The 13,191-nt window shown below is 52.0% G+C and carries 14 protein-coding genes; 8 read left to right on the top strand and 6 right to left on the bottom strand.

The window, feature by feature from the left end:
- The first annotated feature begins 71 nt into the window (after nt 1-71).
- Nucleotides 72-296 (top strand): hypothetical protein, encoded by a 225-nt coding sequence (locus tag FOE74_RS03165; protein ID WP_149097140.1) that lies wholly within the window; start codon nt 72-74, stop codon nt 294-296.
- Between the two features lie 205 nt (nt 297-501).
- Here FOE74_RS03165 and FOE74_RS03160 read toward each other — a convergent pair whose 3' ends face one another.
- The 3 genes from FOE74_RS03160 to FOE74_RS03150 form a co-directional block, all read right to left on the bottom strand.
- Complete coding sequence (locus tag FOE74_RS03160; protein ID WP_149097139.1) at nt 502-1,479, bottom strand: beta-1,6-N-acetylglucosaminyltransferase; 978 nt, start codon at nt 1,477-1,479, stop codon at nt 502-504.
- Nucleotides 1,480-1,742: 263 nt separating this feature from the next.
- A complete protein-coding gene (locus FOE74_RS03155; protein ID WP_149097138.1) occupies nt 1,743-2,411 on the bottom strand; it encodes a YceI family protein in 669 nt (222 codons plus the stop codon).
- Nucleotides 2,412-2,469: 58 nt separating this feature from the next.
- Nucleotides 2,470-2,919 (bottom strand): MarR family winged helix-turn-helix transcriptional regulator, encoded by a 450-nt coding sequence (locus FOE74_RS03150; protein ID WP_149097137.1) that lies wholly within the window; start codon nt 2,917-2,919, stop codon nt 2,470-2,472.
- A 152-nt stretch (nt 2,920-3,071) separates the two neighbouring features.
- Here FOE74_RS03150 and FOE74_RS03145 point away from each other — a divergent pair, with 152 nt between their 5' ends.
- Together FOE74_RS03145 and FOE74_RS03140 are read left to right on the top strand one after the other, a co-directional pair.
- Complete coding sequence (locus FOE74_RS03145) at nt 3,072-3,716, top strand: DedA family protein (RefSeq protein WP_149097136.1); 645 nt, start codon at nt 3,072-3,074, stop codon at nt 3,714-3,716.
- Between the two features lie 75 nt (nt 3,717-3,791).
- Nucleotides 3,792-4,373, top strand: a complete 582-nt coding sequence (locus tag FOE74_RS03140) for a DUF6799 domain-containing protein (RefSeq protein WP_149097135.1) — start codon at nt 3,792-3,794, stop codon at nt 4,371-4,373.
- A 139-nt stretch (nt 4,374-4,512) separates the two neighbouring features.
- Here the strand turns inward: FOE74_RS03140 and FOE74_RS21540 are convergent, their stop codons facing one another.
- Nucleotides 4,513-4,638 carry a hypothetical protein gene (locus FOE74_RS21540; protein WP_262713739.1) on the bottom strand — a complete coding sequence of 42 codons (126 nt, stop codon included), beginning with the start codon at nt 4,636-4,638 and terminating at the stop codon, nt 4,513-4,515.
- A 55-nt stretch (nt 4,639-4,693) separates the two neighbouring features.
- Nucleotides 4,694-5,692, bottom strand: a complete 999-nt coding sequence (locus tag FOE74_RS03135) for an enolase C-terminal domain-like protein (RefSeq protein WP_149097134.1) — start codon at nt 5,690-5,692, stop codon at nt 4,694-4,696.
- Between the two features lie 240 nt (nt 5,693-5,932).
- Between FOE74_RS03135 and FOE74_RS03130 the strand changes: the two genes are divergently transcribed.
- Together FOE74_RS03130 and FOE74_RS03125 are read left to right on the top strand one after the other, a co-directional pair.
- Nucleotides 5,933-7,312: a dicarboxylate/amino acid:cation symporter gene (locus FOE74_RS03130; protein ID WP_149097133.1), complete on the top strand. Its 1,380-nt coding sequence runs from the start codon at nt 5,933-5,935 to the stop codon at nt 7,310-7,312.
- Between the two features lie 316 nt (nt 7,313-7,628).
- Complete coding sequence (locus FOE74_RS03125; protein WP_192576585.1) at nt 7,629-8,153, top strand: thioredoxin family protein; 525 nt, start codon at nt 7,629-7,631, stop codon at nt 8,151-8,153.
- Nucleotides 8,154-8,265: 112 nt separating this feature from the next.
- Here the strand turns inward: FOE74_RS03125 and FOE74_RS03120 are convergent, their stop codons facing one another.
- Entirely contained in the window at nt 8,266-8,721 is a 456-nt protein-coding gene (locus FOE74_RS03120; protein WP_149097131.1) for a hypothetical protein, read from the bottom strand.
- A gap of 173 nt (nt 8,722-8,894) precedes the next feature.
- On the opposite strand from FOE74_RS03120, the gene FOE74_RS03115 reads away from it, so the two are divergent.
- The 3 genes from FOE74_RS03115 to FOE74_RS03105 all read left to right on the top strand — a co-directional run bounded on the left by FOE74_RS03115 (nt 8,895) and on the right by FOE74_RS03105 (nt 13,004).
- Complete coding sequence (locus FOE74_RS03115) at nt 8,895-10,055, top strand: MFS transporter (RefSeq protein ID WP_149097130.1); 1,161 nt, start codon at nt 8,895-8,897, stop codon at nt 10,053-10,055.
- 228 nt (nt 10,056-10,283) lie between these two features.
- Nucleotides 10,284-12,227: a type I pullulanase gene (gene pulA, locus FOE74_RS03110; protein WP_149097129.1), complete on the top strand. Its 1,944-nt coding sequence runs from the start codon at nt 10,284-10,286 to the stop codon at nt 12,225-12,227.
- Between the two features lie 207 nt (nt 12,228-12,434).
- Complete coding sequence (locus FOE74_RS03105) at nt 12,435-13,004, top strand: fasciclin domain-containing protein (protein WP_149097128.1); 570 nt, start codon at nt 12,435-12,437, stop codon at nt 13,002-13,004.
- Nucleotides 13,005-13,191 lie beyond the last annotated feature (187 nt).

The raw sequence follows: 13,191 nt of genomic DNA, 5'->3' as shown, positions 1-13,191 counted from the left end.
ATACGTTGAACATACAAGAGACGCCTACCGGCTAGTGGATGTGATGTGAGACTTTTAATTCATCGGATTTTATGATGATCGTATACTCTTTGGCCATGTTTGCCTTGATTGCTTTTCTAGCACTGGCCCCTCGTAAACGACTTAGTGTACCGCCGCAAGATGACAGTGACGATGACGGAGGCGAACCCCTCAATGACGGGTTGCCTGACCTGGACCTTCCCCCAGGCATTTGCCTGCCCCTCAATGATTGGGAACCTGACTACAACCGCCCACGGGTAAAGTCTACGCTTCTGTAAGGAGCGGTTTCCACCGCCAAAATGCCTAAACCCGGAAGCATGGCCCTACTGCCGAGCTTCCGGGTTTTAGTTTTCAAAATGTTTCAAGTTTCAGAATAATCGTCCAAACTACTTTTTTGGCGATTCATTGAATCTTATTCATCTAATCACGCAATCCTATACTTCTCTAAAATATAATAACCCGTATTTCATTCACTATACTTCCTCATACATTTTCATCCAGTAGATCTAATATTGTTTTATCATATTCACAATCGAATTTTCGGGCAAATAAAAATTCTTCTGGTTGACTTATTAGTTCGTTCAAATCATCTGAATTAAAAGTAACTGGAAGCGTTACTCCTTCCCTCTTCCAATTTACATAGGTCACAGAAGGCTTTATGACCACATTATTTTCAACGGAAGCTAAGTATTCTATGATACTATGAAAGAAGAACTCATCAGGCAGAAGCGAGTATTTATTATAGATCAAATAATCTCTATGCTGCTTTAAGAATAGAACTATTTTATTTACAGTCTCAATAGGCAGTGCCCACCATTGGCTTCCTCCAAATGGCCTTAAATAGTCAGGAAATTTACGTTGCCTTATGATTGGAAAAGGAAAAGTTTTCTTATGCCTTATATAAATTCCTATGTATTGTAAATTTTTCCTCCACTGTTTATAGAACTCCTTAGATAGAAGGGAAGGCAACAAAATATACCTACCCCATCCAAGGGATAGATTGAATTTGTAGAATTGTATCCTTTCTATTCCGCCCATTCCTCCGCTTTCCCATTGGCCGCCAGAATCACCCACTACCCATTTCTCACTAGGGATTGGGTACGTTTCTATAAAATTAGATCCATAATTCCTTTTTAGAAAGGTTTCAATTTCTGCATTTGATTTTATTGGATAATCTTGTCCACTCAGTAAAACACAATAACCTGTACATTTTTTGTTTACAATTTGTTCTAAAGCAATAATAGTAGCTTTCACAATACCTACATCACCCCAAGTCCCATCTTCTCTATCTCTTAAATAAAATATCTTATCATCTTCCGGCAAAGCCTTCTTAAATAAATCGATCTCAACATTTTTATCTACATGAATAAAGAAACGAGTTTTGACAGATTTTAATCTTTCAACCAAACGTTTTATTTGTTCCGGATTTTTATGAGCTAGAATAACATAGTTTATATCCATATCTGTTATATAATTAACCTAATTCGTTTTCAAACAAATTCAACTAAGGCATTTTTCAATTATGGAAGCAATTTCTTTATGATTTCACACCCAACATGTCAACTTCATCTAGATACCCCGCAACAGCTTGCTTCTTAAAAACTATCAATTAAAAACTGGAGTGCTCCAAGCCAACATGTGATAATATTACAAAATTCCCTGCATAAAAAAGCGGCCAGCACCTTAAGGTGCTGGCCGCTTTTTTATGCAGGGAATGGAAGGAGCTATTTCTTGGCGACCGCCTCTTGCTTGGCCACCAGGTCAATGTTCAGTTCCACATCATCCAGGATGGCTTTGTCACCCAGGTTTTCCACGAAATTGCCAGAGCGGTATTTGATGTCCCACTTGGTGCGGTCAAACTTCAAGGAGGCTTTGGCCGTGGCCACGCCTTTTTTAACGGTTACCAGCGCCGGGAAAGAGATTTGGTTTGTGATGCCTTTGATGGTAAGGTCACCAGTGATAGTGTAATTGGCAGTTCCAGCCTTGGCATTCTGCTTGGGAGAGATATTGGTGATGGCGAATTTAGCCGTCGGGTTTTTCTCCACTGAGAAGAAATCATCAGCTTTCAGGTGATCTACCAGCTTCTTGTTGGATCCACCCTGCAAGTCATTGCAGGTGATGGACGTCATGTCCATGACAAAGGTGCCTCCCCGGATAGCGGCTTTCTCTAGGAGCAGGGTGCCACTGGCCAAAGTGATGTTACCGTTGTGCTCGCCGGTTACCTTGCGGCCCACCCAGGTAATTTTGCTTTCTGCAGGTACTACTTTGTAATTCTGCACGGCGGCTTTTGACACAGACGCAGTCTTCTTTTCAGGGCTGTTGGGTGAAACCAGGGTAAAGGCAGAAACCCCCAAGGTGGCCGCTACCAGGCAAGAAAGTACCAATTTTTTCATGGATGTATTCAATTTGGATAGTTATTATAAAAGGTTTAGGTAGTCAAGGTACATCAATTCAGCTTCTGATCTTGTCAAGCAAGGCATTTAATTGCTCTGCCTCTTCCTGAGACAGATTATTGAGTCCGGTGAACCCGGTGTTGCCCAAGCCGTCCATCTCTTGCAGCAGGTTCAATCCTTTCTCAGTGATGAGAATGTCTACTGTGCGCCGGTCAGAAGGGCATTGCTTGCGGGTAACCAGTTCTTTGGCCTCCAGCTTGTCAACAATGCGCGAGGCGTTGGAGGTTTTGTCTAACATACGGTCTATGAGCAAGTTAACCGTAGCCGGTTTGGGATGCTGGCCCCGAAGAATACGCAGCACGTTGTACTGCGGCAAGGTGACCCCAAAAGATTTGAACATGGCAGCCTGCCGCTGCTCTAACCAATTGGAGGTATACACCACGTTGATGTAGGACTTCTGGTAAATGTCTCTGAAGACACTCTGCTTTATTTCTTCCTCAATTTTCATCTTTAAACCTCCAATCTCAGGGGATGCTCAAATATATAGTTCTACCGCAGAATCAGCAAGATAGCGCGGCTGTTTCTGCCCTTCCCTACAAAGATACTACCAACATCCGGCTTCCTTCATGCGTAATGCACCTAAACTTAGCCAAGATGTAAATGACAGACCTTTTCCTGATGGCCTGGTCAGAGATGTTTTCCAGCCCCGAGAACATGATCCGGTACGGTGGCCTCACGCTAATTCTCCTGGTGGTCTTTGTAGAGACAGGCCTGCTGATTGGCCTGGTGATTCCGGGAGGTGATTCGCTGCTGTTGGCCACAGGGCTTCTGGCAGGGGCCCAGATACTGGAAGTTCCGTTGGGCGTGCTGCTGTTGAGCATGACGGCCGCCGGCGTGGCCGGTGACTTGCTGGGCTACTCCATTGGCAGTAAAATGGGCAAAAGACTGTTCCACAAGCAAGACACGTGGTATTTCAAGCGGAAAAACCTGGAACGTGCCCAAAGCTTCTACAAAGAGAAAGGCAAATCTGCCATTCTGGTGGGCAAGTTTGTGCCGGTGGTGCGTACCTTCAATCCGTTGCTGGCCGGGGTCACCGGCATGGAGTTCAGCCGGTTCCTGCTCCTGAGCGCAGTAGGCACCGCCCTCTGGATCTGTTCCCTGGTGCTGGCCAGCTATTTTCTGGGGCGGCAGTTCCCGCAGATGAAAGACTACCTGCACTATGCCATTCCGGTCATTATTTTCCTGTCTGTTCTACCGGGCATTATCCAATACCTGAAAGAGCGAAAAAAGGACATTCCTACGTAACCGTGCCCTGTAGCCGGTCTTTTAGGCCAGTTTTGGTAAAATCAACGTAAAAACCCCAAAAGCAACATATACCCTATGCTACACCGTATCCTGTGGGCTGGCAGCCTTCTCCTGGCCCTAGCCCTTATCCCAGAACTGACCCTGGCCCAAAAGGCATCTATCAGAAAAAGCGAGAGCGGGCGCACCACCACTACCAGTGTTACTCCCCTGCGCCAGGGCATGATCCTGCGCAACGGCAAGGTGATGGAAATAAAAGGCCAAGACTTTACGCCCCTCAGCCAAGCCAGAACCTTCCCCAACGGGGCGGTGCTGCAACCCAACGGTTCTTTTACGGCCGCCGGCGGCGAGGCCTTGCAATTGAAGGAGGGTGACCATGTTGATCTGAAAGGCAACCTACATCCCTCTACCGTGGTCACACAACGCAACATCACGGTGTCCGGTGACACCACCGGCATGGGCAAACAGCTGCTGCAGGCCCAGCAACTCAATGACCGCCAGAAACTGTTACAGGAAAAGCAACGCATTCTGCAACAAAAACATGACCTGCTCCAGAAAACGGTCCAGAACAAGCCCAATTCCCCGGAACTGAAAAAGCTGAACGCAGACCTGGCCCGGCTACAGCAACAGTTAACTGCTGAGGAAAAGAAAAAGCAATAGAAACCCATTCCTCTTTTGTGGTTCTGCTTCACGGGTATTGGCTACCAAAGTGACACCTAATAAGTGCACTGCTTTGTGGCGACAGCAGCAGGAAATCATGGACACGGAGATATAGGCCTACCTTGACGCTCCCTTATCCCTATGAAGCGTCTATCTGCTCCAGGCCCAACACGTAGAAGGCACCGTTGACCACCAGGAAGCAGGAAAAGTACGGAAACAGAAAGCCCCTGTCTGAGATCAGACAGGGGCTTTCTGTTGATGGCAAAGGGAGAGGTTTTGGCCCCCTTTTTCGAAAAACGGTCTTTAAACCCTTTGAAGGCCTAGGGCTGCTCCACCGGATAAAGCCTTCCCGCTTCTTCCCGCACCAATTGGAACGGCTCGTCTTTTACTATGAGCATACCGTCCAGGTCCAGCAAATCTATGCCGTGGGCCAGTTGCAAGGCAGACCAGATCGCCATAGAAGTTTCCATCATGCAGCCAATCATGGTTTTCAGGCCCATGGCTTTGGTTTTCTGCAAAATGGCCAAGCCGTTGAGGTACCCGCCGGCCTTCATCAGTTTCATGTTCACCCCGTGGAACTGTTGCTTCAAAAGGTCCCAATCGGCATGGTCGGTGACAGACTCATCGGCGAAGAGGTCATAGGGGGAGCGCTTCTTCAGGAACAGGTATTCTTCCTGCAAGGCCGAGGGCATAGGCTGCTCAATCATGAGCACGGGGTACTTTTTAAGCCCTTCAAAGAAACGCATGAGGGAATCTGGGTCCTGCCAGGCTTCGTTGGCGTCTATGATCAGGCCCTGCGTGGTGGCTTTAGTCACTTCTGCGAGCATGTCCAGGCCGCTTTCCTGGTTTACCTTTACTTTGAGGTACTCAAACCGGTGCAGCCCGTGCTCTTTGGTGAAGGCGGCAATCTTGCCGGGTTCCATGATGGGGTAAGAATAGGCCGTAGGCGCGGAAGTCACGGGTTGAACGCCCAGGAATTCAGAGACCGTCTGTCCGTTCTTGCGGCAGAGGTAGTGCACAAACGCAGACTCTATGGCAAACCGCAGGGCGGGCAGCACCGGGTGCAGGCTCATCAGGTGCTGGAGTTCTTCTACGGAGCCTACCTGGGGTAACCCATTGGCCTGCAGGGTCTGGAACTGTTGCTGCAGCAGGTCGGGGGTTTCGCCGTAGCGGGTGTTGGGGGCGGCCTCTCCCCTGCCTTGGACTTTCTCATCGCCAACGGTCACAAAGAGGTTGGTTTTCACGTCTGAGGCATTGCGCGATATTTTCCAGGTGTAGCGTAGCGTGAGGTCAAGAGCCTCCAAATTCCATAGTAGCATAGTCAAGGGTAGTGTTTGCAAGCCCCAAGTGTAGCAAAAAAGAAGCAAAGGCCAATGGAATACCCGTTTTTGTGCCCCTTTTCAAAAAATAGCCCAAGAACCGCCGCCTTCTTTCTGAACCGGAAGAAAAAAGTATATTTGTAGGTTCCAATACCTGAACCGGGCTTAAACGCCTACAACTCAACTAAACCCAAAACCTCTGCTCTTCTCTGTTCCTGGGGAGGAAGCTTTACTTTTAGTATGAAAAAATCCACGCTCGCCTTTTCGGCTTTTGTGATTCTCACGGTGGCGGTAGTGCTCACACTGTGTCAGAACTATGGCCTTCTTACCCTCCCTGAAGTGGTGCTCACCGCCCTCCGCTGGGCAGGCATTGCGGTCTTGATCCTGTTTGCCGCCCGCAAGAAATCATTGACCACCTGGATTCTGGTGAGCATGGTCATAGGCGCCGAGATCGGGTACAGCTTCCCGGCCTTTGCCCAACACCTGAACGTGATGAGCAAGATTTTCCTCAAGATGGTGAAAACCGTCATTGCCCCGCTCATTTTCGCCACGCTGGTAGTAGGCATTGCCGGTCACTCCAACCTGAAGCAGGTAGGCCAAATGGGGATAAAGGCCCTGATCTACTTTGAGGTAGTGACCACGCTGGCCTTGTTCCTGGGTCTGTTTGCCATTAACCTGAGCCGCGCCGGCGACGGAATCGTGCTCAAGGGCCAGACCAGCGATGAGATCACGGCCCCGCCGCCCCAGACCTTTGAAGACATCATTCTGCACATTTTCCCGGAAAACATCGCTAAATCAGTGGCCGAGGGACAGGTACTGCAGATTGTGGTGTTCAGCGTGCTCTTCGGGATTGCGCTGGCCATGCTGAACGAGCGCAAACGCCGCCCGTTGCTGGAGGTAACCGAGAGCCTGGCCGAGACCATGTTCAAGTTCACCAACATCATCATGTACTTTGCCCCTATCGCGGTGGGCGCCGCCATTGCCTACACCGTGGGCCACATGGGCTTCGGGATTCTGGTGAACCTCTTCAAGCTCCTGGCCACGCTCTATGTAGCCCTTATCGCGTTCCTGTTGCTGGTACTGTTGCCGGCCGCCCTCTTCTTCCGGATTCCGCTTAAGATGTTTGTGCAGGCCATTGCCGAGCCCGTTTCCATTGCCTTTGCCACCACCAGTTCTGAGGCGGCCCTGCCGCGCGCCATGGAAGCCATGGAATCTATTGGGGTACCCCGAAAGATTGTGGCCTTTGTGATGCCCATGGGCTACAGTTTCAACCTGGACGGCTCCACCCTGTATTTGTCCCTGGCTTCTGTGTTTGTGGCGCAGGCTGCGGGTATTGAAATGCCTTGGGAGCAGCAGTTACTCATGGTCTTCACCCTCATGCTCACCAGCAAGGGGATTGCCGGAGTTCCCCGCGCCTCCCTGGTGATTTTGCTGGGAACCGCCGCTTCCTTCAACCTGCCGGTAGAGCCCATCTTCATCATTCTGGGTATTGACGAACTCATGGACATGGCCCGTACCTCGGTGAACGTGATCGGGAACTGCCTGGCCACTGCGGTGATTGCCCGTTGGGAAGGTGAATTCGTGGACCTGGACGCCCCGCGCGCCCTGGAGACTATCTAAGGCCAGAAACCTGGTCTGAAGTCCACTTCTGCCCAGTTGAAGCCCAGAGCAAGAACCTGTCAAAGCCTTTTTAAGGTCTTGTAGCGCTGCTACGGGTATCCTGAAGCGGTTTCACAGAACCTTGCTCTGGGCTTTTCGCCAAATATCTGAAGACAAAAGCGATGGATTCATTGGCCGGCGGATATCTTTTAGCCGGTAAAATTCGTTTCCCCTGCAGGTCTACCCTTTAATTTTTCAAAGTACCATGAAAATGGATTTTCGCCCGCTATTCTTCGCCTTTTTAGTTCTAGGAGCTTTTTCCTGCACCCGTCCGGCTATGACTTCGTCTTCTGCTACAGAACAGTCTGGGTATTCTGCCTCCGGGCAAACGGGCCTTGACCTGACCAGAAACCGGGAAGAGAAAAACAAGGCCGGGAACGAGAACATTCTGGTAGGCACCACGGGCCGCGAGGCGTATGAGAACGCACCCTACAGCACCTGGTTCCACCCCACCTACCAGCGCTACCAGCCCAACCAGAAGATCATGGAGGAGTTGCAGCCGCTGCTGGAGAACGTGACCGTGAAAGCCTACACCGGCAGCTGGTGCCTGGACAGCCAGCGCGACCTGCCCCGCTTCTACAAAGTGCTGGACTTTGCCCGGTTTCCGCATGCCAAGTTTAACGTGATCAGCCTGCGCGAAGACAAATCAAGCCTTACCGGCGAGGAAAAACGGGACAGTATCACTGCCGTGCCTACGTTCATCCTGCTCCGTGACGGCAAAGAAGTGGGTCGCATTGTGGAATCTGCCTACCCTACCATTGAAATGAACATGCTCACCATCTTGAAAGGCGCCGCCAAATAAGCCAGGTTTAACGCCTGTTTTAAGTAAAACACCTCCTAAACTGCCCCGCCCCGGCTGCTCCTGCAAAGGAAAGACAACCGGGGCGGGGCAGTTTTTTTTTCACGAAGACGGATTAGCGCTTGGCTTTTTGCCGTTCCAGGAGCCAGTGTTCGGCGGCAGCCTGGTCATCAAAGATCTTCACCTCAAATTTACCCCGGGTGCGGGCAATCAGAAGATCAGCGGAATTCACGGAGAGGGTGCCGGGGTTGTCCAGATGGGCCCAGAATTTGAGCCCTGTTTTTACGGCATAGGGAATCCAGTTCTTTTCCAGCCAATCTATAGAGCCATCCCAGCGGCCCACCAATTGGCGGTTGTCGTTCAAGACGGCGGAAAGGCCTTTGGCCTGCATCCAATCCAGGTACTTCATGGCCCCTTTGGCCACGTTTTCATGGGTGGGGTACCCAATCCAGTTGTTGTAGATCCACCGCTCCTGGGGTGCCAGGTCAATCTGCAGAAAAATTTTGCCGGTGGGGGTCCGCATCTCCTCTAAGCGCGAAGCGGTGATCTCCTCTGGTTGCTGTCTAGGCATGGACTTCTAACATTGGCACGTAAGAATGGCTTCCGGTCTCCGGGGACTCTCGCAGGCAGGGTGGTTTCCGCCCCGGCAGCTCCCTCAGAAACGTTGGTTTACCCCGGACAGCAAAAATCTTCTAATAGTTCCTTGCCGAAGAATCCTCTATTTTTGCCAGAATTTGTTTTTCCATGCTTTCTCCCATTTCGCTTCCTATTTCCAGAAAAGCCCACCGACTCGCCGTGGGTGCCTTATTTTTCCTGCACGGCCTGTGTTTTTCCAGCTGGGGCTCTCGCATACCCACCGTTCAGGAGAAATTACACCTTTCTGAGGCGCAGCTAGGGGGAGTACTCTTCGCCTTACCTGTGGGCCTCATGCTCTCTTTGCCGTTCACGGGCTGGCTCACCTCTAAAGTAGGCAGCCGTAAAGTAGTCACCATTGCCTTGTTGCTCTACAGCCTCACCCTGATCATGATTGGCATGAGCCAGAGCATTCTGCATCTGGTGGCGGTGCTGTTTCTGTTCGGGTTTGCCAGCAACATGGCCAATATCTCCGTGAACACCCAGGCCGTGGCCGTGGAGAACCTCTATAATAAATCTATCATGGCGTCTTTCCATGGGCTCTGGAGCTTGGCCGGCTTTTTTGGCGCGGCCATTGGCACGCTCATGATTGGGGCAGAGGTAGAATTGCTGTCGCACTTTTTCTTTATCCTGGGGCTGGTGGTGGCTGGCGTAGCCGTTGCCTACCCTTACACGTTCCCCAAAGATGCCGCGCGCCCCGCAGACCAGCCTTTGTTTGTGAAACCAGACAAATCGCTTTTGGGGCTGGGGTTGATCGCGTTCTGCTCTTTGATCTGTGAAGGGGCCATGTTTGACTGGAGCGGCGTCTATTTCCAGAAAGTGGTAGGCGCCGAGAAAGCCTGGGTGGCCGCCGGCTACACTGCGTTCCTGAGCACCATGGCCTTCACCCGCTTTATTGCGGACTGGCTGACCATGAAACTAGGCTTGAAACGCATGCTGCAAGCCAGCGGACTGCTCACGGTCATTGGCCTGCTGATTGCGGTGCTGTTCCCTAACCTGTGGGCGGCTATTCTGGGGTTCCTGTTGGTAGGGGCCGGAGTTTCAGCGGTGGTGCCCTTGGTGTATGGCGTGGCGGGCAAAACCACCACCATGGCGCCCAGCATGGCCCTGGCGGCCGTCACCACCATCGGCTTTGCCGGGTTTCTGGTGGGCCCTCCCTTGATTGGGTTATTGGCGGGCGTGAGCAGCCTGCGCCTTTCCTTTGCCACCATCGCCCTGATGGGCGTGATGGTGATCGTGCTTTCCAGCCGAATCAAGACGCAGGAAGGGTAAGTGTTCTTCTTTGGCAACACGGGCTTCTGTTTAGGCGCTTGTTTTGCCAAAACGACCGCTAAATTCCTTTCCGACTTCTGGCAGGGGTGAAAAGCAGAAGATAAGCCTACTTATGCTACCTTACAGGTTCTTGCAGGCCAGGATGGGAAAGTTAGCCTCCCTTTGGGTATCCATGCTGTATCCCTCAAGGTTGCAAGATGCTAGCCACCTCTTTTTCTTTTTAAACCGATGAGCGCCACCGCCACCTGGACCCTAACCCATAGATTTGACCAGTACCCTACCCCGGTAGAAGCCAACCTCTGGTTAGCCTATTCGCCCCAGCAAACCACTTTCCGGCTTTGGACACCCGTGGCCGAGGAAGTAGTGGTGAAGCTGTATGAAGCGGGCCAAGGCGGTACCCCGCAGGAAAAACTGGCTCTGGTGAAAGGTGAAAAGGGAGTCTGGAGCCTTACGGTGCACCAGGACCTGCACGGCGTATACTACACCTACCAGGTGAAGGTAAACGGCCACTGGCTAGACGAGACGCCCGGCATTTATGCCCAGGCAGTGGGTGTGAACGGCCATCGGGCCATGGTGCTGGATTTGGCGTCTACGGACCCGCCTGGGTGGGACCAGGACAAAGGCCCGCCCGTGAAACACCCCAATGAAGCTATTCTCTGGGAAGCCCACGTGCGCGACCTCACCTCCCATGCCTCTTCCGGCAGCGCTACCCCAGGTAAGTTTCTTGGATTGATAGAGAAGGGCACCACAACAGAAAGCGGCTTGGCCACCGGCATAGACCACCTCAAGGAGCTAGGCATCACACACGTGCACCTGCTGCCTGCCTTTGACCACATGTCCATTGATGAAACCGTATTAGAGAACCCACCCTACAACTGGGGCTATGATCCCTTGAACTACAACGTACCGGAAGGCTCTTATTCCACTGATCCTTTCCGGGCCGAGGTACGGATCAGGGAGTTCAAGCAGATGGTGAAAGGGTTCCATGACCAGGGCCTGGGGGTGGTGCTGGACGTGGTCTACAACCACACCGGCCTGACCAAAGGCTCCCCTTTCAACCTGGAGTTCCCAGAGTATTACTACCGCCAGAAAGAAGACGGACACTACTCAGACGCCTCAGGCTGCGGCAATGAGACGGCCAGCGAACGCGCCATGATGCGCAAGTTCATGATAGAGTCCTGCCAGTACTGGGCGAAGGGGTACCACCTGGACGGGTTCCGGTTTGACCTCATGGCCATCCATGACCTGGAAACCATGAACCTGCTCTCCGCTGAACTCAGGAAAATCAACCCCCATCTGCTCATTTACGGCGAAGGGTGGACCGCCGGCAGCAGCCCTCTGCCGGACCACGTAAGAGCCCTGAAAACCAACACCCACCTGCTCCAGCACACTGCTGCCTTCTCAGATGACCTCCGGGATGCAATTAAAGGATCAGTGTTTGACAACGCCTCCACCGGCTTTGTGAGCGGCGCCCAGAACACCGAGGAATCTATTAAGTTCGGCGTAGCCGGCAGTGTGGCCCATGCGCAGGTAGACCTGGAGGCGGTGAACTACTCCCAAACCTTCTGGGCTCGGGCCCCCTGGCAAGCTGTGAGCTACTCCTCCTGCCATGACAACCTCACCCTCTATGATAAACTGAGAATCTCCCGGCCAGACGCCTCTCCACAGCTGCTCCAAAAGATGCACCTTCTGGCAGACGCCATCGTGCTCACGAGCCAGGGAGTCCCTTTCCTGCACGCGGGGGCCGAGATGCTGCGCACCAAAAACGGCGAACACAACAGCTACAACCTGCCAGATGAGCTCAACCAGATCAACTGGGGCTGGAAAGAAACGCACCAGGAGGTGTTCACCTACTACCAAGGTCTCATTGCCCTGCGCAAAGCCCACCCCGCCTTCTTTATGCCCACTTCTGAAATGGTGAACCGGCACCTGGCATTTGTCCCCTCTGAGCCGGGCTTAGTGGGTTTCCTGCTGAAAGACCACGCCCACGGCGATTCCTGGAAGAACATTCTGGTGTACTACAATAGCCGCGAAACCGCCATAGAGGTCCAACTGCAGGGGCAATGGACCGTGGCCGCCGAAGGGGAGGCCGTCCAGTTGCAAGGAGGCCGTCTGGTGCAGGACCAGATAGCCATTCCTCCGGTTTCTATGCTGGTGCTGTTCCAGGAGTAGATTTCCCGCTCCCGCCTAAACCAAGAAACTTAGCTAGCGCCTGTTTAGGAGGCATTTTCTTGTAAACAGGCAGAAAACAGGATGCCGGGTTATTTCATAGGTCGAGTAGGAAGAAGGTTGCCTAAGTATTTTTTATCGGTTAGAATCCAGTGGGAGAATTGGTGACGTACATGAGGCATTGTTTACCTAACCATCAAACAAAACCAGATGAAAAAGTCCTTATGTTTCTTTGCCTTAGCGGGCGCTTTCTCCTTTTGCACCCTTTCGGCTTCTGCCCAAACTACTACCACCACCACTAAGTCTACCACCTCTGCCATGGGCAAGAAAGAAGGGGTTATGGTTGGCGGGGCCCTGATGGTGCCTTCTAAGAACATTGTGGCCAACGCGCTGGGCTCCAGTGAGCACACCACCCTGGTAGCCGCCGTGAAAGCCGCCGGCCTGGCCGAAACGCTCATGGGCACCGGTCCGTTCACCGTCTTCGCGCCTACCAACGCCGCCTTTGACAAACTTCCGGCCGGCACAGTGGAAACCCTGCTGAAACCAGAGAACAAAGCCAAACTCACCTCCGTCCTCACCTACCATGTAGTACCTGGCAGGTTGCAAGCCATAGACCTGAAAGACGGTCAGAAACTAACCACGGTGCAGGGCCAGACCCTTACGGTGAGCAAAAAAGGCAACATGGTCATGATCAACGGCGCCCACGTCTCTACCCCAGATGTCATCTCCAGCAACGGGGTTACGCACGTGATAGACACGGTGGTGCTGCCCTCTAAATAGTTCCTATTAGGTTCTATGGACAGGAAGCCTGCCTCTTTCAAGGCAGGCTTCTGCGTTTTCTGCCCTTTTCCCAGAAAACAGGCTTAAAACCAGCGTTTTCCTTTGAATCCTAGCCGGGATCTTTCCTTGACCGGGTCACAAATGACAATAGGTAGGTAGTTGGCCGTTGCCTCAGAAATACCTAGGT

It is taken from the genome of Rufibacter glacialis (assembly GCF_008271745.1).
Lineage (GTDB): Bacteria > Bacteroidota > Bacteroidia > Cytophagales > Hymenobacteraceae > Nibribacter > Nibribacter glacialis.
The sequence above is the reverse complement of the archived record's forward strand: the minus strand, read 5'-3'. Positions and strand labels throughout refer to the sequence as shown.